The organism is Acinetobacter tianfuensis, from assembly GCF_003611465.1.
GTDB classification, from domain to species: Bacteria; Pseudomonadota; Gammaproteobacteria; order Pseudomonadales; family Moraxellaceae; genus Acinetobacter; species Acinetobacter tianfuensis.
Genome location: NZ_RAXV01000024.1, coordinates 1 through 18,049 on the forward strand (window position 1 = coordinate 1; position 18,049 = coordinate 18,049).

The 18,049-nt window shown below is 38.5% G+C and carries 25 protein-coding genes and 1 pseudogene; 20 read left to right on the forward strand and 6 right to left on the reverse strand.

From position 1 onward, the window contains the following. The 8 genes and pseudogenes from D7V32_RS11125 to D7V32_RS11160 form a co-directional block, all read left to right on the forward strand. A pseudogene (locus D7V32_RS11125) lies at positions 1–199 on the forward strand (hypothetical protein); the annotation flags it as partial. Further along, entirely contained in the window at positions 196–804 is a 609-nt protein-coding gene (locus tag D7V32_RS11130; RefSeq protein ID WP_120402948.1) for a phage tail sheath subtilisin-like domain-containing protein, read from the forward strand. The pseudogene D7V32_RS11125 and the gene D7V32_RS11130, both read left to right, overlap by 4 nt. 19 nt (positions 805–823) lie before the next feature. Next, positions 824–1,330, forward strand: a complete 507-nt coding sequence (locus tag D7V32_RS11135) for a phage major tail tube protein (protein ID WP_120402949.1) — start codon at positions 824–826, stop codon at positions 1,328–1,330. A gap of 42 nt (positions 1,331–1,372) precedes the next feature. Beyond that, positions 1,373–1,699, forward strand: a complete 327-nt coding sequence (locus D7V32_RS11140; protein WP_120402950.1) for a phage tail assembly protein — start codon at positions 1,373–1,375, stop codon at positions 1,697–1,699. Positions 1,700–1,713: 14 nt separating this feature from the next. Then, the gene (locus D7V32_RS11145; protein ID WP_120402951.1) at positions 1,714–1,833 is read left to right on the forward strand and encodes a GpE family phage tail protein; all 120 of its coding nucleotides are present in this window, start codon (positions 1,714–1,716) and stop codon (positions 1,831–1,833) included. Then, complete coding sequence (locus D7V32_RS11150; protein WP_120402952.1) at positions 1,830–4,412, forward strand: phage tail tape measure protein; 2,583 nt, start codon at positions 1,830–1,832, stop codon at positions 4,410–4,412. Before D7V32_RS11145 ends, D7V32_RS11150 begins: the two co-directional genes overlap by 4 nt. 10 nt (positions 4,413–4,422) lie before the next feature. Continuing rightward, positions 4,423–4,848, forward strand: a complete 426-nt coding sequence (locus D7V32_RS11155; protein ID WP_120402953.1) for a phage tail protein — start codon at positions 4,423–4,425, stop codon at positions 4,846–4,848. Then, the gene (locus tag D7V32_RS11160; RefSeq protein WP_120402954.1) at positions 4,845–5,834 is read left to right on the forward strand and encodes a contractile injection system protein, VgrG/Pvc8 family; all 990 of its coding nucleotides are present in this window, start codon (positions 4,845–4,847) and stop codon (positions 5,832–5,834) included. The genes D7V32_RS11155 and D7V32_RS11160 overlap by 4 nt, the downstream gene beginning before the upstream one ends. 6 nt (positions 5,835–5,840) lie before the next feature. Here D7V32_RS11160 and D7V32_RS11165 read toward each other — a convergent pair whose 3' ends face one another. The 4 genes from D7V32_RS11165 to D7V32_RS11180 form a co-directional block, all read right to left on the reverse strand. Then, on the reverse strand, positions 5,841–7,910 hold the full coding sequence (locus D7V32_RS11165; protein ID WP_120402955.1) for an NACHT domain-containing protein: 2,070 nt from the start codon (positions 7,908–7,910) through the stop codon (positions 5,841–5,843). A 65-nt stretch (positions 7,911–7,975) separates the two neighbouring features. After that, on the reverse strand, positions 7,976–8,449 hold the full coding sequence (locus tag D7V32_RS11170; protein ID WP_120402956.1) for a toll/interleukin-1 receptor domain-containing protein: 474 nt from the start codon (positions 8,447–8,449) through the stop codon (positions 7,976–7,978). Between the two features lie 139 nt (positions 8,450–8,588). Further along, on the reverse strand, positions 8,589–9,590 hold the full coding sequence (locus tag D7V32_RS11175; RefSeq protein WP_147394222.1) for a hypothetical protein: 1,002 nt from the start codon (positions 9,588–9,590) through the stop codon (positions 8,589–8,591). Positions 9,591–9,729: 139 nt separating this feature from the next. Beyond that, positions 9,730–10,146 (reverse strand): WYL domain-containing protein, encoded by a 417-nt coding sequence (locus D7V32_RS11180; RefSeq protein WP_171407642.1) that lies wholly within the window; start codon positions 10,144–10,146, stop codon positions 9,730–9,732. Positions 10,147–10,462: 316 nt separating this feature from the next. On the opposite strand from D7V32_RS11180, the gene D7V32_RS11185 reads away from it, so the two are divergent. From D7V32_RS11185 to D7V32_RS17310, 5 genes are read left to right on the forward strand one after another with little or no spacing between them, the layout of a single operon-like run. Next, positions 10,463–10,693 (forward strand): hypothetical protein, encoded by a 231-nt coding sequence (locus D7V32_RS11185; protein WP_120402959.1) that lies wholly within the window; start codon positions 10,463–10,465, stop codon positions 10,691–10,693. Continuing rightward, positions 10,690–10,860, forward strand: a complete 171-nt coding sequence (locus D7V32_RS17305) for a hypothetical protein (RefSeq protein WP_171407643.1) — start codon at positions 10,690–10,692, stop codon at positions 10,858–10,860. Before D7V32_RS11185 ends, D7V32_RS17305 begins: the two co-directional genes overlap by 4 nt. After that, positions 10,860–11,552, forward strand: a complete 693-nt coding sequence (locus D7V32_RS11190; RefSeq protein WP_120402960.1) for a hypothetical protein — start codon at positions 10,860–10,862, stop codon at positions 11,550–11,552. Before D7V32_RS17305 ends, D7V32_RS11190 begins: the two co-directional genes overlap by 1 nt. After that, on the forward strand, positions 11,542–11,850 hold the full coding sequence (locus D7V32_RS11195; RefSeq protein ID WP_120402961.1) for a hypothetical protein: 309 nt from the start codon (positions 11,542–11,544) through the stop codon (positions 11,848–11,850). The genes D7V32_RS11190 and D7V32_RS11195 overlap by 11 nt, the downstream gene beginning before the upstream one ends. A 9-nt stretch (positions 11,851–11,859) precedes the next feature. Continuing rightward, a complete protein-coding gene (locus D7V32_RS17310; RefSeq protein WP_171407644.1) occupies positions 11,860–12,021 on the forward strand; it encodes a hypothetical protein in 162 nt (53 codons plus the stop codon). Between the two features lie 29 nt (positions 12,022–12,050). Here D7V32_RS17310 and D7V32_RS11200 read toward each other — a convergent pair whose 3' ends face one another. Both D7V32_RS11200 and D7V32_RS11205 read right to left on the reverse strand, forming a co-directional pair. Continuing rightward, on the reverse strand, positions 12,051–12,848 hold the full coding sequence (locus D7V32_RS11200; protein WP_120402962.1) for a TIR domain-containing protein: 798 nt from the start codon (positions 12,846–12,848) through the stop codon (positions 12,051–12,053). A 76-nt stretch (positions 12,849–12,924) separates the two neighbouring features. Then, complete coding sequence (locus tag D7V32_RS11205; protein ID WP_120402963.1) at positions 12,925–13,290, reverse strand: helix-turn-helix domain-containing protein; 366 nt, start codon at positions 13,288–13,290, stop codon at positions 12,925–12,927. Between the two features lie 105 nt (positions 13,291–13,395). On the opposite strand from D7V32_RS11205, the gene D7V32_RS17315 reads away from it, so the two are divergent. The 7 genes from D7V32_RS17315 (at position 13,396) to D7V32_RS11235 (ending at position 18,016) form a co-directional block, all read left to right on the forward strand. Continuing rightward, positions 13,396–13,569, forward strand: a complete 174-nt coding sequence (locus D7V32_RS17315; RefSeq protein ID WP_171407645.1) for a hypothetical protein — start codon at positions 13,396–13,398, stop codon at positions 13,567–13,569. A 131-nt stretch (positions 13,570–13,700) separates the two neighbouring features. Next, positions 13,701–14,096 (forward strand): ogr/Delta-like zinc finger family protein, encoded by a 396-nt coding sequence (locus tag D7V32_RS11210; RefSeq protein WP_120402964.1) that lies wholly within the window; start codon positions 13,701–13,703, stop codon positions 14,094–14,096. 10 nt (positions 14,097–14,106) lie between these two features. Then, positions 14,107–16,815 carry a toprim domain-containing protein gene (locus D7V32_RS11215; RefSeq protein WP_120402965.1) on the forward strand — a complete coding sequence of 903 codons (2,709 nt, stop codon included), beginning with the start codon at positions 14,107–14,109 and terminating at the stop codon, positions 16,813–16,815. A 24-nt stretch (positions 16,816–16,839) separates the two neighbouring features. Beyond that, on the forward strand, positions 16,840–17,088 hold the full coding sequence (locus tag D7V32_RS11220; protein ID WP_120402966.1) for a hypothetical protein: 249 nt from the start codon (positions 16,840–16,842) through the stop codon (positions 17,086–17,088). 62 nt (positions 17,089–17,150) lie between these two features. Then, positions 17,151–17,597, forward strand: coding sequence for a DUF2528 family protein (locus D7V32_RS11225; RefSeq protein ID WP_120402967.1), 447 nt, complete (start codon positions 17,151–17,153; stop codon positions 17,595–17,597). After that, positions 17,591–17,833, forward strand: a complete 243-nt coding sequence (locus D7V32_RS11230; protein WP_120402968.1) for a hypothetical protein — start codon at positions 17,591–17,593, stop codon at positions 17,831–17,833. Before D7V32_RS11225 ends, D7V32_RS11230 begins: the two co-directional genes overlap by 7 nt. A gap of 3 nt (positions 17,834–17,836) precedes the next feature. Further along, positions 17,837–18,016, forward strand: a complete 180-nt coding sequence (locus tag D7V32_RS11235; RefSeq protein ID WP_120402969.1) for a hypothetical protein — start codon at positions 17,837–17,839, stop codon at positions 18,014–18,016. Positions 18,017–18,049 lie beyond the last annotated feature (33 nt).

Here is an 18,049-nt window from a genome sequence, read left to right on the forward strand (position 1 = left end):
TGCACTCGGTGCTATTTGTAAAAAGCTCCGCGCATATGCATACATCACTCCACGCGACGAGACTGGAGAAACGCTTCCGACCGCTGAGTCTGTTGCTGCTTTTCGTAAACAACTGGCTTTCCGTGAAATTGAACTCATTTGGCCAGAATGGACAAGCGGCAATGTATTTTTAGGTACAAATGAGGAGGATGAAGCATGAATCTTGTATATGGATCAGGCATTTTAACAGCTGTCGTCGTTGCAGCGGCGCTGCGTGCCGAGACTGATAAAAAGGTCGGCTGGCATAAATCACTTTCAAATATTGCTGTCACTGGCCCGACAGGAATCAGTCAGCCGATTACATGGGATTTAGAAGATCCTGATACCGATGCAGGCTATCTCAACAGCAATGACATCACAACAATGATTTTTCACAATGGCCCACGCTTTTGGGGTAATCGCAATTGTTCTGATGATCCGCGCTTTGCTTTTGAAGTGGCGACTCGAACTGCACAGTTCTTGTTGGACACCATCATTAACGGCTGTTTTCCATTCGTTGATCAGCCTCTAACGCCTTTTTTGGCTAAAGACATTATTGATTCAATTAATGCCAAGTTAACTGAGAATGTAAATGCTAAGCATTTGATTGGTGCCTCCGTTTGGTATGACCCAGCTGAAAATACAACGGAAGGCCTGTCGCAAGGCTTAATGTGGATTGATTATGACTACACCCCAGTTCCAACACTGGAAAATTTAGGGCTAAACCAGCGTATTACCGACCGTTATTTGGTCGACTTTGGTCAGCTAATTAATAACGCGGCATAACGTACAGGAGCGGGATGCAATGCTTCCACGTGTTTTGAAAAATTTTAATGTGTTTATAGATACACACTCATGGGCAGGTGTCGCAGAAAGCGTCACCATTCCAAAAATTACCAAAAAAACCGAGGACTTTCGTGGTGCAGGCATGATTGGTGATATCGCTTTGTCGTTTGGCTATGAAAAGCTTGAAGGTGAAGTGGTTTATGCAGGCTTTGATGTCAAACAATACCGCCAGCTGGGTGTCTGTGGCACTTCTGATCTGCCTGTTCGTTTTGTTGGGATGTATGAGCGTCAAGACAATTGCACATCGCAGATCGTGGAAATTTATACCCGTGGCCAGGCGATTGAAATTGATCCGGGTGACTCAAAAAATGGCGAAAAGACTGAAATCAAAATGTCTTACAACTATACCTATTACCGCATGGAAGTGGATGGTGCAGTCGAAGTGGAACTGGACTTCATTAATGGTGTTGAGCGTTTCGGTGAAACAAATTTAGCACAAAGCATCAAAGCATTGCTTGGTCTATAAGACCAGGCATTCCCTCCCCCATATTTATAATGAGCACATGACATGACACCTGAAGTACAGCAACAAAACCAAGACGCAATTCAAGACCCAAACCTCCGCACCATCACTTTTGATGAAGGCTTTAAACGCGGTGAACAGACCATCACCGAAATTGTGATCCGTAAACCCAAAACCCGTGCCCTTCGTGGACTGACATTGGTGAACGTGCTGCAACTGGACGTCGACACTTTGGCAAAACTGGCTCCACGCATTACCACGCCAACCATGACTGAAAATGACGTTTATGAACTGGCACCTTCGGATCTCACCAAGCTGTCAAAGGAAGTGATTGGTTTTTTTGTGAAAGCCGAGGACGAAGACTTCCAATAAGTACCGATGAAGTCATTGCAGATTTAGCCGTGGTGTTCCATTGGACACCCGCTGACTGCGATGACTATGAACTGGATGAATTGATGGAATGGCATGAACGTGCGCGGGCACGTTGGGAAACAGAAAGCAAATGAGTCAAATTAGCCTAAAAGCCATGTTAGAACTGGTGGACAAAGCCACTGCCCCACTTAAAGACATCATGGGTTCGAGTGAAAAGACCTCTGATGCCTTGCGTACCCAACGTGAAGAATTAAATAAATTGAGCAAGTCTCAATCTGATATCACATCTTTCCGTCGTTTATCCAGTGCGCTGAAAGGCACTAAAAAGGACTTAGAATCGGCACAGCAGACAGTTGCTCAACTTGCTCAAGAGCATGCCAACGTTGCCAAACCGACTCGGGCAATGACCAAAGAATTTGAAAAAGCCAAACAAACGGTTAAGGATTTAAAACAGGCAGAGCAAGATCAGCTGCGGCAATTGCAAATGCTTCGTACGGGCTTAAATCAAGCAGGTATCAGTACCAAATCCTTGAGTCGTGATGAACGTGACTTAAAGGCCAAAGTAGATATAGCAACCCAAGCTTTACAGCGCAAAAAAACTCAACTCGATAAACAGGCTGCAAGTCAAAAACGGCTTAATGACCTCGTTCAGCAACATAAAAATGCACAGGACTTGATTGGCAAAGTTTCTGATACTGGAGTACGTGCAGGTGCTGCAGCTGCAGTCGGTGCGGGTGCTTTAGGTGTCCCTATCAAAGCTTTTGCTGAAGCCGAAGATGCAGCGACGACGTTAAAAGTCTCCATGATGCAATCGAATGGCCAAGTGGCCAAAGAATTTACAGCCATCAATGAACTGGCCAATAAGTTAGGCACACAGCTTCCTGGTACAACAGCAGACTTCCAATTAATGATGGCTAAGCTCGTCCAGCAAGGTATCAGCTATAAAGCCATTCTTGGCGGTGTTGGTCAGGCTGCGGGCTATTTGGCCGTACAACTGAAAATGCCTTTTGAAGATGCTGCCGAGTTTGCAGCAAAAATGCAGGATGCCACCAAAACCTCAGAAAAAGACATGCTCAGTTTAATGGATACGATTCAGCGATCGTATTACTTGGGTGTCGACTCCACCAACATGCTGCAAGGTTTTTCTAAAATCTCAGCAGGCATGAAAACCATTAAAGCCGAGGGTTTAGAAGGAGCAAAAGCTGTAGCTCCTTTACTTATCATGGCAGACCAAGCAGCACAGGCTGGAGAGACTGCAGGTAACGCCTACAGTAAAATTTTTGCATCGATGATGGACAGCAAAGGCATTAAAAAAGCCCTTAAAGGCTCCAAGTTTTCAATGAATTTCACCGACGGTAAAGGTGAGTTCGGTGGACTGGACAATATGTTCAAGCAGCTTGAAAAACTCAAAGGCCTAACCACTGAAGAAAGGCTACCGATCTTATCAGATATGTTTGGCGAGGATGGGGACACGATTAATGCACTTAATCTTTTGATTGATAAAGGCAAGGCTGGCTATGATGAAACATTAGCAAAAATGAAGGCTCAGGCGGATCTGCAGAAACGTGTTAATGAGCAGCTCGGCACATTAAAAAATTTATGGGATGCGGCTTCAGGTACATTTACCAGTGCTATGGTTAACTTTGGCGCTGCACTTGCACCAGAAATTAAGCAAGTAGTTTTATGGTTAACCGATGTTTCTGAGAGTATTGGAAAGTGGTCAAAAGCGAATCCTGAACTTTCTAACACAATTATGAAAACCATCGCAATTATTGTCATTCTTTTAGCCACCTTTAGTGCGCTATCCCTTGCATTGGTGACCCTACTCGGCCCAATGGCTTTACTACGTCTGACTTTTGGTGTACTTGGAGTTAAAGGGCTAGGACTCATTAAAATGCTGAGTGGCGTATATGGCGCTTTGAAATGGATCGGCTCAGGACTCAAAGTTTTATTTGTTCTTGCTAGAGCACATCCCATTATTGCCTTAATTACAGCATTAGCAGTCCTAGCATTTACCGTCTACCAAAATTGGGGAGCGATTAAAGAATTATTTGCACCTCTATTTGACAGCATTGCAAATGGTGCATCTCAACTATGGCAAAAGATTAAAACATTCTTTAGCAGTGGCATAACAAATATCAGTGCAACCATTATCAATTGGTCTCCGATCGGACTGTTTTATCGCGCCTTTGCTGCAGTGATGAATTACTTTGGGGTGCAATTGCCAAGCACTTTCACAGGCTTTGGCCAAATGCTCATGCAAGGACTGGCCAACGGAATCAGTAATGGCATTGCGGGTGTGATTGGCAAAGCCAAAGCTGCTGCAGCCCAAGTCACCAATACAGTAAAAGGTGCTTTTGGCATCCACTCCCCTTCCCGTGTTTTTACGCAGTTGGGGGCATACAACATGCAAGGTTTGGCGAACGGGATCTCAAACAATAGCCATCTGGCCAGCAATGCAATCGGCACAGCAAGTCAGGATATGTTGGGCTTTTTTGATACCAGTGCTTTCAGTTTTGACCAACGTCCATCTATTTCAGCCAGTACCAAAAATGTCTCGGCAACAGCAGCTCCAGTGCAGCAAATTTTTAATATTTATGCTGCACCGGGTATGGATGAAAATGCGTTAGCACAATTGGTGGCAATGGAAGTAGCCAAGGCGCAGCGCATGCAGCAGCCAAGCAATGTCCGCAGCTATAGCGACAAAGATTAAGGGGACAATCATGTTGATGAGTTTAGGACAATTCATTTTTCAAACCAGTACATTGGCCTTTCAAGAGATCCAACGCCAACGCTCATGGAGCTATGCCGAAAATGCCGTGGCCAATGGACGTGCGAAAAAGCAGTTCACTGGTGCAGGTGCAGATACTGTAACTTTGCCTGGTCTCATTTATGAAGAATATGGCTTCGGTACACGCTTTGCGCTGGATGAATTGGCAAGCATGGCCGACACAGGACAAGGCTATGTGTTGATGGATGGCTCAGGTTATTTATATGGTGTCTTTGTCATCGACAACATCGACGAAACCAAATCCATTTTGATGGACAACGGTGTCCCGCGTAAGGTGGATTACACCCTCAAGTTGAGCCGTGTTGATGATGAGCGGGTAGAAACTCAATCTGCTCCTGCAAATGAAGGTGCGGCATGATTAAAACTCCAGTCTGCATTATCACAGCAAACAATAAGCCTTTAAATTCGATTATTTCTAAGCGCATTTTAAGCGTTACTGTGACAGATAACCGCGCCAATGAAGCAGATGAACTGAGTATTGTTTTAGATGATTCCGATGGCGCATTAGAGTTGCCCAAACGTGGTGTACGTCTCAATTGTCAAATGGGTTTTAAGGGCGAAGGCTTACACGATAAAGGCGACTTTATTGTCGATGAGACTGAATGGTCAGGTACACCCGATCAGATCACCATTAAGGCATCCAGTGCAAATTTTAAAAGCAACATCAAAGAAGCCAAGTCTAAGTCTTACCACCGCAAAACCTTTGGAGAAATTGCGACTGAAATCGCGCAAAACCATGAACTAACTTTGGTCATGACAGCAGCTCTGAAGGCGATTTCTTTAAGCCATATTGACCAAACCAATGAGTCTGATCTCAACCTGCTGCAGCGGCTGGCCAAACAAAATGGTGCAGAGATGGCGGTGAAAAAAGATCGTCTTTTAATCTTTACCGCAGGCAGTGCCAAAACCGCTTCAGGTAAAGATTTACCGACGATCACTTTGACCAGGAACAGTGGCGACCAATTCCGTTACAGTGAGCAGGATCGTGAGTCTGACCATACGGGTGTATCAGCCAGTTATCAGGATACAGGCAAAGCCAAACGTGAAAAGGTAGTGGCTGGAGATAAAGGCAAGGTCAAACACTTAAAAGGGACGTTTTCCAATAAAGCTGAAGCAGAACGTGCCAGTGCTGCAAAGATGGCTGAGATTAAGCGTCAAATGGCGAAATTCAGCATTAATTTGGCCTATGGACTACCTGAGATCAGTACTGAGTCTCCAATCAAATTAGAAGGCTTTAAGACTGAGGTAGATAAGCTGAAATGGATTGTTGAAAAAGCCACTCATAGCTATGCTAAAAGTGGCGGGTTGACTACTATATTAAATTTAGAGGCAAAAATAAATTAATTGAATCTAATTTAATTGCTTCAGAGCTGTATTACTAGCCGCTCTTAGTTGATCAGCGACCTTAATTTCAAGATGATCTTGTATCCACTGTTTATCCTTATAATCAACATTATGCAAATATAAGTGCCCAATCACTAATTGCTGGAGTAAAGAATAAACAAGTGAATTTCCATAATTTTCTTGTTTGATTTTCTTAATTAACGATTTAGGTAACTCTTTAGATATAATTAATCTAGAATATAAATCCACCAAATAATAGGCTGGTGAACCTTTATTTTCCGTTAGATTCTCTGATATTTTAAGAAGTTGCGTATGTGCAGTAGATTTTGAAATCAACTGAATTATATACAAACACACACTAAAGCAAATTTGGTGTATTACTTTTTCTGCCATCTTTTTTGCGTCATCAGGCGATACCTGCTTTTTATCAGCAATAATAGATTTTATAAAATCTTTTAAATCTTTTTCTGTATCTTTAAAGATACTTAAATAAAAATTTAATACTTTTAACCCGTTATCATACGCTACCATTAGAATATCATTTAAATCACTTCTATTAATTGATGAGTGACGGTTTTTTGCGATTTGTCCTAGCACCTCAATACTTCTAATTGATGATGTTGATTGCTGAAACAATTCAAAATCAATCCTTTGTTCAAGTTCATTTTTTGTTATATCTAAATCTTTTTCATCAATAGAAATATCAAAAAAGTCTGGATCTTCCATCTGTTCATCTAATTGATCCATTTTATCAAACATTATTTTACGTTGTTCTTCTGAGTTTTTATCTTCAAAAACTATTTTTTGAATTTCATCCCCTAATAAGCTCTTAAAATCAGTATATGATTTTAAACTCATTTCGAAAGGTTTTGTTCCATCCATCAAACATATAGCATGACTCAGTATTTCTTGCAAAATATCAGTAGATCTCAAATGATGAACCAAAAATATTAAAATATTAGCTTTATTTTCATTATGCATATTCTTACATATTAATGTTATTTCATGAGATAAATCAGTTGCATTATCAGACAAATACTTAGCACAACAAAAATAATATAAATATTTCTGAGAAAATTGTAGAGAATCATTATCTGGGGTAATTAATATTCCTGAATCAAGTAAAACTTCTTTAATATTTTTAGGTGCAATGTATTTAGCATCATAAATTTTTATTACTTCAAAAAAATCTTCGTTAGACAATGACTCTAGATTACTTTGATATAGATAATAGGCTAAAAATGATAAAAAATTCAAAAAACCATCTAAATCATTGGTTAATGAAATATTAGCTCTTTTTAACATACCTGTTAATAAAACATAATAACATTGGCCATATGACGTTAACTGATAACTATTATTATTACTCATATTTTCTAAAGTCTGAATAATCGTCAAAATATAAATAGGACGAGAATCCATTACATTCTTTTTCATCAGAGCATCAAAATGGGTAGATAATGCATCAATTTTAGAATAAAAGTTGTTGTCAGTTTGAATAAAATCTACATCCTCACCAATACTGTACCATTTTTTATAAAGCTCATTCCTTTTAGAATATCCAAAATTTAGTATTTCCACATCCTGAAAATTAAATTTAAGATACTTACTACTACCTGTATAAAAACTATTTTTATCAACAAAAATATAAACTTTTTTAAACTTTTCAGTTACTTCTTTTAAAAATTTATCTAAATAGCTATCTTTAAATCTCTGTTTTGAAAAATTATCAATAAAAAGAACATTATTAGAGTCCTCTAACGAAACATTTAAACCATATTTTTTATTAAACCCTGAAACAAGGATATTTAGATCAATATTGTTTAATTCAGAAGCATCTAAAACAATAGAGTTAAAACCTTCTTCTAAGCAATCCATTGCTAATTTCTTCATAAGTGTAGTTTTTCCACACTCTTCACTACCTAAAAAATAGATATAGTTATATTTATTTACAATCTCTTTTACAGTCCACTTATATTTTTTTATCGTTAAATCACCATCCAGACATTTAATATCTGGATAGACAAAGATATCATCAAGGCTTACATAGTCTTTCTTGGAGTGCCTAATAGTCACTCCAAGATTATTTAAATATGATTCTAATTCTGAATTAGAATTTACAATATCAAAAGGAACAGGATTTAAATTTGCTTTTTTTTTTGATTATCAGTATCCAAGGACTTTAAAACCTTAGCTAACTCATCTGCAATATCAGTAAAAACATCATCTTCATCAGGCCATTTGACTATAGGTAAGGCATCCTTTGGCTGACACTTTAAATCATAAAAAATTGTGTGTGTCCATGAACATTTACGAGCAATAATAGGAAAAATATTTGCTTTACCAATTTTGTGCTGATCTAAGGCATGTTTTAACTCAACATCTATACAATAGTTTGATGCTAGATAGTCAGAGCTAATTAAGCATATGAAGATAGTGCTTTCACTTAACGCTTGTTGTATCGACCTTTGTAGACTTTCCCCTGTAAGTATTTCACTATCGTGCCAAAGCTCTACATTATGGCCTTTTAATACAGGCTTTAAATACTTTAGTAATTTATTTTTAGTATCTTCATCTTCATGACAATAACTGAGAAAAATTTTCAAATCAGACACTTATTTATACCTTTTTTAAAATTAGTATCTTTATATCATTTTCACAAAGTTTTTCAAATAACAAAGTTGATCTTAATTTTATGACTAGGTCTTAAAAAAGCCCTCCACTGGAGAGCTTTGAATATTCTTTGTCCTAACATTACGTAGGCGGTGTAGAGCTACTCTTCGCTTTCACCAACTCAGCACTTGCCTTAATCAACTCAGTACCAGCAGCAAGCTGATCTTTCATCAAATCACCAATTTTATCATTTTGCGTTTGATCTACATCTTTTCCGAAATATTTTCCGGTCAACTCTTTATAAATTTCAGAATGATGTTCTGTATCTACATTCTTTAAATATAGCGGTAATGCTTTTAGTTCCAATGAGGTCTGCTGGGCTTGGTCAGAGAGCTTTCGAAGATGAGCAGCCTTACGTAAAAAAATTGTCCCTAAGGTTAAGACAAGTGAAAAAGTTAAAATTTTTACAAGTATAAAATTAACTTCATTACTTTTGAAAGGTACATAACATAAATGTACAGTAGTAAATAATACTGCCCCACCTAATATGAGATAAAAAAGTACTTCATATTTTCTAGCACTATCTACGAATTTAATACTTGCACTTGAATAAATAATTTCTGCTTCTTGCCCATTTATAGCTTGAATTGCTGTTTCTAAATTTTTTGCTTGATTTTTTGCTTGATTAACACTACTGGTTAATTCACTTACTAATTTATCTGATTCCTTTTGTTTTGAGACTAAATCTTCATAAATTTTAAACCAAGAAAAAAAGCTATGTAAGTTATTATCTATTCGCATAACTCTACTTCTTTCACCCATGAGTATTTCATCATGGCGTGAAAAGACTAAAAATAATCTTTCCAATCTATTTATTAATGTATTACCACCTACACTTAAAAATAAATACTTTTTATTTTCTTCAAGTCTTATAAACTTAAACAAATTATCAGAAAAATATCTACTTTCTTGTATCAAGTTATTTATAATTCTAGGATTTAATTCTCTATAAAAATTTTCTTCTTTTTCATTTAAAGATTTAAAAATATCAATTAGTTGTATAGCTATCAATTGATATGTATCAATTATTTCTATAAATTTCGAGTTATTGTCTTCAGTCAATAACTCTGCTGTTTGCGTCATAACACATTCATCCAAGCTGCCCCCATGCATCGTTCCAACATGACCCGATCCATTAGCTCACAATGAGCCAAAGCATTGTATCAAAAAGAACTTTTCTTCTATATATAAATAGAATAAAGAATAGAGTTATAAAAGAATGCTAAAAATATTTTTTCAAATAACTTAAAATTTCATTGGTATTGGTCAAGGTGAAATTATTCTTTTCCGTCACTAGACTTTGAATTCTGTCAACTCTGAAAGTTCGGTCGTCACCAGCACTATGGCAATATGCATCAACATACCAATGCCTATTTTCTTTATACAGCCGATTGATCGTAATGGTTCTGAATGAAAAATTTTGTTTAAAGTCTTCATAATGAATTACATAATCCTGATTGCTCGGATTAAGTTTTTTTATAGAATCGGTCTCTGTCTTTACAGCAGTTTGAGGAAATAGTTTTTTCAAAGCTTCTCTTAATTCTTCTTTGTTTTTTGCTTGATTTTCTGGTTTAAATTTACCCGTAGCAAAACAGTAGATACACCATACAACAAATAAAATCACAATTAATTCAAACATTTTCACCCCCATGAAAAATAATTTGCGTAGATTCTATCTTGACTCCACAATTCAACAAAGTTATATTCTGAAAATCACAGCAAAATCTGTGAGCAGGCGTAGGAACCTGTTGTAATATCACAAGGCGCAAATCAAAGTCGCTTATGCGGCATTTTTTTTGCCTGACTGTTTAGGTCTATCCGTAATGGTAGGCTAGGCAGGGCAGCTTCGTGCTGGCCGCAACCTTGTGAGCGGTATTCCTACACCCTGCTTAGTCTGCCACCATCCCGTAGGAAGGATGCTGGTGGGTTTAATACTTACTCACAAGGACTTAAACATGAACACTTCTTCAAAAAGTGTGCATCCTGTTCGCACACGCCTGCACCCTGAATTTATTGGTCCAATTCACCCACGTGAAGTGCTGCAGCACGTTTTAACAAATCAAACTGCCCAACAAAAATATCCTGCTTCTCGCTCATTCAAATTATTTGTACACCCGTCAATTATCGCATTCATATTTTTTGTCATTTTGATTGTTACCTTCATTTCAGGAGGTAGCCACGAATGATCCACATCTACACAGAACTAGGCCATGAAAAGCTATGTCCATTGTGTGGTGAGTATTACCCGCTGGACGAAGATTTCTTTTATAAAAATGGCTTCAAACGTGGTGTTCAACAGTGGACTGGCCGCTGCAAGGCTTGCTACGTTGAAACTTACCGAGGGACTAGATAATGAAAAATATCCTCCTTCAACATCAAGAATATCCCCTCATTGCATCCCCTCAGCTCGCTAAAGAGCTGGGGACGGCTGCAGCCACGTTCTTACAGAAATTGCATTTCCTCATCAGCGAAACACGCAAGTACAAGCAGAAGAAAAACCTTACTGTCCACCAAAATCGTAAGTGGTGGTTTCATACCTTTGAAGAATGGCAGTCGACACTTGGTTTATTCAGCGTTTCGACCATCAAAAGAGCTGTGGCCAAACTCAAGGAACTCGGCTTAATCGAGATCAATAAGCTTTCAAAAATTAAGTCTATGCGGGTGAATTACTACACCATCAACTATAAAAAACTAAAGCAGCTCTTTAACATTGGCATATCGCAGCCAACTAAAAAAGATCCTGGTACTCCGCCTCCTGCTGAGCCAATCAAAGGGACGAATACTCCGATCCACCCTGCTGCAACAAAAGAAGATTTATCAGTCTTTCATAGCGACTATCGCTCACTGTATTTGCAGCTTCGCCAGTACAAACTGGATATTGCCCATAACGATCCACGGCTGCACCAGTGGCTTAACAAGACCCGAAAAATAATTACCTATACCGCTTCAGCACCAACACGGCTAAACGTCAACAGGTGGCAATGGCACACGCCTGAACAAATATTACCAACCGAATTTTTACGAGGGACTGATCATGGGTATTGAAAAGCATGTTATGCGCCTACAAGAGCCAAGTACGAAGAAGCGTAAATTCTTTATCAGTTCAAAGCATTTGTACCGCTTACTGGAAACCGATGTTTCCTATAAAACTTTTGTTGAAACCAACATTAGCTGGTCTCGCCTTCGTGAAGATATCGACTACCATTTCAATGAGCAGCATGAGACCTACAACCTTTCTATTTGTGCTGTTCAGGCCATTTTGATATTAGAAAATACAGAAAAAAGCTGGCAATTCTTCAATGAACTGACCGACCTGATAAATAACGGTTTTAACCGTTCCTAGGGGAATAAGATGGATATCCAAGCAAGATTATCGTTATTAGATCGACACTTATCTTTACTCATTGAGTCTACGGAAAGCTGTGAATCTTTAACTGGAGAGTCGGTGGCTGCGACATTATTTATTATTCAGGAACAGGTACGGCAGATTCAAAAAGCTGTAGATAAAGAGTAATAAAAAAGCCCTCTTAGGAGGGCTTACTTTTAAATAACTTTATTCATATCGACTTCAAATCCTATTCCTCTAATTTCTTTAGCTAGCTGAAGTTCCCAGCTACTATCAGATAAATAAACCATGCCGTTGATGTCACCAGGTAATTCAACACTATGATCAGTAACTAATGGGAAAACACGATTTCTACCTAATTTCCCAATCAATAAACCATGTTCAAAAACAACATTTTGCCGAGCACGGGGCTTATAGTCTTTTTTATCTTTTACAGATCCTTCATCATCAGGGGTATATAAAACTATACAAAATCCAACATCAGTATAGTGTTCCAATTTCTCAATGATCGTTTTTCCACCACTAGCTTGTTCATGCAAAATTACTGCTTCAAATCCTAACTTTTCTAAATATCGAGCAGTTCTTTCTTTAGTTGCATTATCATGCCCATGAACAATAAAAGCTTTTTTCAATAAGCTTTTATTTTCAATATTTTTAGGTTTAACAACTTTTTCCTCAATCCATTCAAATTCATCATTCTCAATATCCCGAATTAACGAATCAATAAATGCACATAGTGGTTCTCGAGTATTTTCATCAAAATCATTTAAAGCAGAATAATCATAAGCTGAAAAAATCATAGGAATAATAGGTTTTTTCACAAGCTTTTGATACAAATCAGCGGAGTAAGGATTCAATATTTTTTTTGCAGCCCGGAACCAAGACTGTAAACGCTCTTCTCCCAATGATGAATCTTGAGCATGAGCCTGACGAACTTCAGTATTTAATCGCACTTGTAGTTCAGTTAATTCTTCAATTAATTTTAATTTATCCATACCAAAACTCTTAACAATGTTAAATTGCTTTATTTGTTAAGAGTTTATCAGATTTAGTTTTAATAATTAAAGCCAATTAATCAATCTTATTTTTCCCAAAACTCTCTGCAAAATTTCTCACCAAAGTCATTAGCGTCTGTCGCTGCTCAAGATCGACCTGATCCCAATACTTCAGTAACTCTTTAGCTTCATCAGAAAGCAGATCAGGCTGCGTACGCTCACCAGTGATCAAATACCAAACGTCCACACCTGCTTTATGCAGTGCTTCTAAATCCTCCTGCCCCATAACGCGCTCACCTTTCTCGTAGCGCATTACAGCCATGTTTTTTTTACCAAATAACGCAGCAAAATCTTTTTGCGACAGATCTAAGCGTGATCGTTCCTGACGAAGGCGTTCGCCTCTTTGATCGTTATTCTCATTTACCATTTGGGATAAATCCATATATTAATTATCCCAATTGGGATAATATTGCTTTGCTTATTACCATTTTAACAAAGTTCTTTATTCACCACAGTTTAATAACTGTGGCTTCAAAAGGAAACAAACATGGCGACTCAAGAGTCTCAAAAAGAAGTACAGATCAGCTTTCGCACTACACCAGAAAACCGTCGCCTTGCCCGCATTGAAGCAGCGAAGGTCAACATGTCACTGAACGAATGGATTAAAAGCCTAGTTGAAGCTGAACTGGACAAATCATCTCAAGAAACAAAATCATCTTAAGGCACACCTTTTCAGCCAATCACAGATTTGCAGGGTTTCATTTACATTTCTTTGCAATTTCTTATTTCGTAAGAAAAGTTAAGTATTTGGCGTCGGGAGCAACAATTACTTAATTCAACACAGAGGTACGCATGAGTAAATCAATTGGCTTTTACTGTCCGCATTGCGGCATCCGAATGCATGTATCCAGTAGAAAAAAGCCCTCCCCGCTGCTGCACGAATTAATTGTTTCTTGTCGGAATGATCAGTGCCTTGCCAGTTTTGCAGCAAGCTTAGAAATGGTTCGCCCAATTCAAAACAGTATTAATCCAGATCCTGCAATTGTGACTGGGCTGCCGCTTCACAAGCGCCAATGGGAAGTAGAGCTGGAACATCATTTGGCCAGTATCGAAACCCAGCTTGAAATTAATGAAGCACAAAAAGTCTATATAGAAGGATTCATCTCTGCACTATTCCATTCTTCAACAATTGACTTAACCCGAGCAACTATTTACCGCCAACGCTTGAAACAAATTAAACTGCTTTAAGGCCTAAAACATGAGCATGCAACACCGAATAGTCGATTATTTGAATAAGTCATTCAAATTTAAACAACGAGGTACGTGGCTGCGCGAAGGCGTATGTCCTAAATGCTCTGAAAAAGAGTTATACGTACATGCGGAAAATCCACGTGTTGTAAAATGTGGGCGTATAAACAAATGCGGTTACGAAGAACACATCAAAGATATCTGTGAAGACTTATTTAAAGATTGGTCGAAAGATTATCCAAAGTCATCTGATAATCCGCATGCTGCTGCAGATGCTTATATAAAAGAAGCACGCGGTTTTGATACTAAAAAATTGGCTGGAAAATACACTCAAGAAGCTTTCCACAACGAATATAAATATCCTGGTCAAGTCAGTGCGACGGTCCGCTTTAAAATTGCAGAAGGTATATTTTGGGAGCGCTTAATTGACAGGCCTGAACGTTTTGGTCGCCAAAAAGCAAATATCTCAGGAAAAATTACAGGGCTGTATTGGACATATCACGATAAATTCGATGATCTCTGTATTTCTAAAGAGGTCTGGATAACTGAGGGCATCTTCAATAGCATTGCACTCAGTTTTAGCTGTTTGACATCAGCAGCAACACTATCATCAAACAATTATCCAACTCAGCTGCTTGCACAAATTAAAAAGCGGTCAGAAGAATTAGGCTTAAAAAAGCTGCCCGCTCTAGTATGGGCCTTTGATAATGATATCGCCGGCAAAGATGCAGCCATTGAATTTCATAACCGGGCAGTAAAAGAAGGCTGGGAATCCAGCGCTGCTCTGCCTATTTCTTCAAATAATGAATACGACTTAGACTGGAATGACCTCTACGAACGGGATTTATTAAAAGATCAGGCACAAATCAAACGCTACAAACATTTTGGGCAGGTGCATGTTGCAAAAACACCGCGTGAAGCTGCACTGCTCATTCACATGTTTAATGATAAAAACAGCTTTTACTTTATCCATCACTACAAAACCTACTGGTTCACACTGAACAGTGACAAGTTTCAAACTGAATATGACATTCAGCTGCAACTTGCCGATTCCAGCGAAGAAGCAAAAATAGAAGCAACAAAAAAAGTCAGCAACGTTGAAATGATCTGTGATGCAATACTAAAAGGCCTCTATTTTCAGCGTAATATTGCGACAAACGAGGCTTGGTATTATTTCAAAATACAGCGTGGCCATCGTGACATCATCAAGGAAACATTTACATCAGCAGAGCTGACTTCGAAAGCAAACTTTACCAACCGCCTGCTCGATATCTCTCCCGGAGTCTGGTGGACTGGATCTGATAAACAGCTGCAGACTATTTTAAAAAATGAAATTAATCCTGAGCGCTTAAAAGAAGTCAAAACGACTGATTACATAGGCTACAGCAAAGAATATTCAACGTACCTATTCAAAAATCATGCTGTGTATAAAGGCAAACTTATCCACATTAATAATAATGACTATTTCAATGCAGGAAAAAATGAACTGAAAACTTTGGCGGCTACGCCAGTTATCACATTAAATAAAGAGCCTTTTCGACCTCACTGGTGGCAGGATAATTATAAAATTAACGGTGAAAAAGGACTTATCATTTTAGCATGGTGGGCTGGATCATATTTTGCTGAGCAAATCCGTGAAGTTCATAGCTCTTATCCATTTCTAGAATACGTTGGCCAAGCTGGATCAGGAAAATCATCGTACATTGATTTCCTATGGAGACTTTCTGGCAGGAACGATCGCAAAGAAGGAATTAACCCAAATAGTTCATCTATGGTGGCAGTTCACCGCAGCATGGCTCAGGTCTCAAATCTGCCGATTGTATTTCTTGAAGGTGACCGTAAATCTGGCGACAAACAGCAAAAACAAAAATTTGATTGGGATGAGCTGAAGGATGCCTTCAATGGTCAGAATATCCGTAGCCGCGGCTTAAAAACATCGGGGAATGAAACCTATGAACCGCCTTTCCGCGGTTCTATCATGATCAGCCAAAACGATCCAATGCAAGCGTCTGAAGCGATTCTAAGTCGTACGCTGCAAATTATCGTCGATATGAAAGGCCATACATACGAAAAGAAAATGATTGCCAACAAATTGTATGGCATTGAATTTGATGATGCGAACCGCTTCATGACTCATTGCCTGATCAATGAAGAAAAAATTCTAAAGACCTTCTTTGAAAAATGCCACGAAATTGAAAAGCTTTATCACCAGTGCGGTATTACACACACGCGTATTGCGCTTTGCCATGCACAAGTTGCAGCCATGATTGAAGCGCTGGCAAAGCATGTCTTAAATGATGTTATTGATCTTGAAGAAATTGTTAACAGCCATGAAATGCTCGAGCAGATGGCTTTGAAACGCATGGAAGATATTTCTGATGACCATATTTTTGTGAAGCAATTCTGGGAAGCCTTCGAGTACATCAACTCATCCCGTACTGGCATTTTCAATCTTAATTATTACTACGATAAAGACCCAAGTCATGTTGCTATCAACCTGAATGAAGTCTATCAAGCTGCAGCTCGAAAGTTTCAGTCTCTGCCTGACATCAACGATATGCGCACCCTTTTGCGCTCAAGCCGCAAATACAAGTTCATTGAATTGAACAAACAAGTAAAAACTAAAAATCATCCAGCAAAAGACGACACCAGTGTTTTAGAAATTAGTGAGCGTAACGTCAAGTGCTGGATATTCACCAACCCTTACCAACAACACTAGTCCCATTTAAAAAAGGAAAAAACTATGTCAAACAAGCAAGACCTTGATTATGTAGGTCAAAAAATTATTGAAGTACTCCAAGAAGAGTTTCCGAATGATACTGGATACGTTCAGTCCAAAATCAATCGATTATCTGAAATGGATAATAAATATCAAACATTTGCATGGGCACTCGATCAACTTGACCACGAAAACAAAAGCCGATTATTTGAAAAATTAGGTTTGGATATTGATAACCAAATTTACTACAGACAGTTATTTCAACAGCTGTAACTCAAGCACACATACAGAAGCGGCCACTTCTGTATGTGTCACACAACTACTGGAGAGCAATTATGCAAAACGATTCTAACGTAGAAACACCACAAGCGGAAATTCCAGCTTATCTGCAGTGTGAACCACGTACTTATAACGTGAAATTAGACTCAGTTCATGAATTTACTTGTGATCTAGAATTTACCATCGTCATCAAATGTACAGATGAAGAACTTCATGAACACAATAATTTTTGGTCAAACAGTGAATACCGGCTCAAAAAAAATAATGGCGATATCGTTGCTGTCATTTTAAAAATGATCGGCCGAAAAGTTTTTTGGGCTTGCTATGGAGGGAAAGACGTTGTCAGTTCGGATCATGCTTCAAATTGGGGAATCAACTCAATTTTTCATGAAGAAGGTTGGGGGCATGAATCTTTTGAAATTACAAAACTGAATTTCGACAATTATGTTGACGATGATGCATTTGAATTCGAGCCAGTAAAACTGGAGGTTCAGTCATGCTAAATGGGCCTTACTTATCCAATGCAGTTTTAACACCAGAGCAGATCCACCCAAACTTTTTCAAAGCAAATAAAAAACTGCCGCACGTTTGTACCAATCGTAAGCGTCGTAAGTTCACAGCTCAATTGAGTTCTTTAGTGCAACTTTCTGAATACGAAATAGAACACCGCAAACGCTGGGCTAATCGTCAATTTTCAATGTTGGCCAACATTCCAAGTACTGCAGTTTTAGGAGCATAAACCATGGCTGATTATTTAGTTAAATGCTGCCGTTGCAGAAACAAGCATCTTGAAAGCGAGCGTGTCAAAAAGCCATCCAACAAATATGGCTGCTATGGAAATGAATTGGTTTGCCCTCGATGCGCTTGTACAACCTACTACCGCATTGAAGAAATTAAAGAACCTCAGGAGCAAAACCTATGAATTTCAACTTTAAAAATGCCCTGTTTTTGAACC

What these genes read in the sequence shown, in the direction of transcription:
- D7V32_RS11130 (WP_120402948.1), top strand. Translation starts at nt 196, where the DNA reads ATGAATCTTGTATATGGATCAGGCATTTTAACAGCTGTCGTCGTTGCA.
- D7V32_RS11195 (WP_120402961.1), top strand. Translation starts at nt 11,542, where the DNA reads ATGGGTATTGAAAAGCATGTTATGCGCCTACAAGAGCCAAGTACGAAG.
- D7V32_RS17305 (WP_171407643.1), top strand. Translation starts at nt 10,690, where the DNA reads ATGATCCACATCTACACAGAACTAGGCCATGAAAAGCTATGTCCATTG.
- D7V32_RS11205 (WP_120402963.1), bottom strand. Translation starts at nt 13,290, where the DNA reads ATGGATTTATCCCAAATGGTAAATGAGAATAACGATCAAAGAGGCGAA.
- D7V32_RS11190 (WP_120402960.1), top strand. Translation starts at nt 10,860, where the DNA reads ATGAAAAATATCCTCCTTCAACATCAAGAATATCCCCTCATTGCATCC.
- D7V32_RS11225 (WP_120402967.1), top strand. Translation starts at nt 17,151, where the DNA reads ATGCAAAACGATTCTAACGTAGAAACACCACAAGCGGAAATTCCAGCT.
- D7V32_RS11210 (WP_120402964.1), top strand. Translation starts at nt 13,701, where the DNA reads ATGAGTAAATCAATTGGCTTTTACTGTCCGCATTGCGGCATCCGAATG.
- D7V32_RS11155 (WP_120402953.1), top strand. Translation starts at nt 4,423, where the DNA reads ATGTTGATGAGTTTAGGACAATTCATTTTTCAAACCAGTACATTGGCC.
- D7V32_RS17310 (WP_171407644.1), top strand. Translation starts at nt 11,860, where the DNA reads ATGGATATCCAAGCAAGATTATCGTTATTAGATCGACACTTATCTTTA.
- D7V32_RS11160 (WP_120402954.1), top strand. Translation starts at nt 4,845, where the DNA reads ATGATTAAAACTCCAGTCTGCATTATCACAGCAAACAATAAGCCTTTA.
- D7V32_RS11175 (WP_147394222.1), bottom strand. Translation starts at nt 9,590, where the DNA reads ATGACGCAAACAGCAGAGTTATTGACTGAAGACAATAACTCGAAATTT.
- D7V32_RS11200 (WP_120402962.1), bottom strand. Translation starts at nt 12,848, where the DNA reads ATGGATAAATTAAAATTAATTGAAGAATTAACTGAACTACAAGTGCGA.
- D7V32_RS11220 (WP_120402966.1), top strand. Translation starts at nt 16,840, where the DNA reads ATGTCAAACAAGCAAGACCTTGATTATGTAGGTCAAAAAATTATTGAA.
- D7V32_RS11150 (WP_120402952.1), top strand. Translation starts at nt 1,830, where the DNA reads ATGAGTCAAATTAGCCTAAAAGCCATGTTAGAACTGGTGGACAAAGCC.
- D7V32_RS11230 (WP_120402968.1), top strand. Translation starts at nt 17,591, where the DNA reads ATGCTAAATGGGCCTTACTTATCCAATGCAGTTTTAACACCAGAGCAG.
- D7V32_RS11140 (WP_120402950.1), top strand. Translation starts at nt 1,373, where the DNA reads ATGACACCTGAAGTACAGCAACAAAACCAAGACGCAATTCAAGACCCA.
- D7V32_RS11235 (WP_120402969.1), top strand. Translation starts at nt 17,837, where the DNA reads ATGGCTGATTATTTAGTTAAATGCTGCCGTTGCAGAAACAAGCATCTT.
- D7V32_RS11185 (WP_120402959.1), top strand. Translation starts at nt 10,463, where the DNA reads ATGAACACTTCTTCAAAAAGTGTGCATCCTGTTCGCACACGCCTGCAC.
- D7V32_RS11180 (WP_171407642.1), bottom strand. Translation starts at nt 10,146, where the DNA reads ATGTTTGAATTAATTGTGATTTTATTTGTTGTATGGTGTATCTACTGT.
- D7V32_RS17315 (WP_171407645.1), top strand. Translation starts at nt 13,396, where the DNA reads ATGGCGACTCAAGAGTCTCAAAAAGAAGTACAGATCAGCTTTCGCACT.
- D7V32_RS11135 (WP_120402949.1), top strand. Translation starts at nt 824, where the DNA reads ATGCTTCCACGTGTTTTGAAAAATTTTAATGTGTTTATAGATACACAC.
- D7V32_RS11215 (WP_120402965.1), top strand. Translation starts at nt 14,107, where the DNA reads ATGAGCATGCAACACCGAATAGTCGATTATTTGAATAAGTCATTCAAA.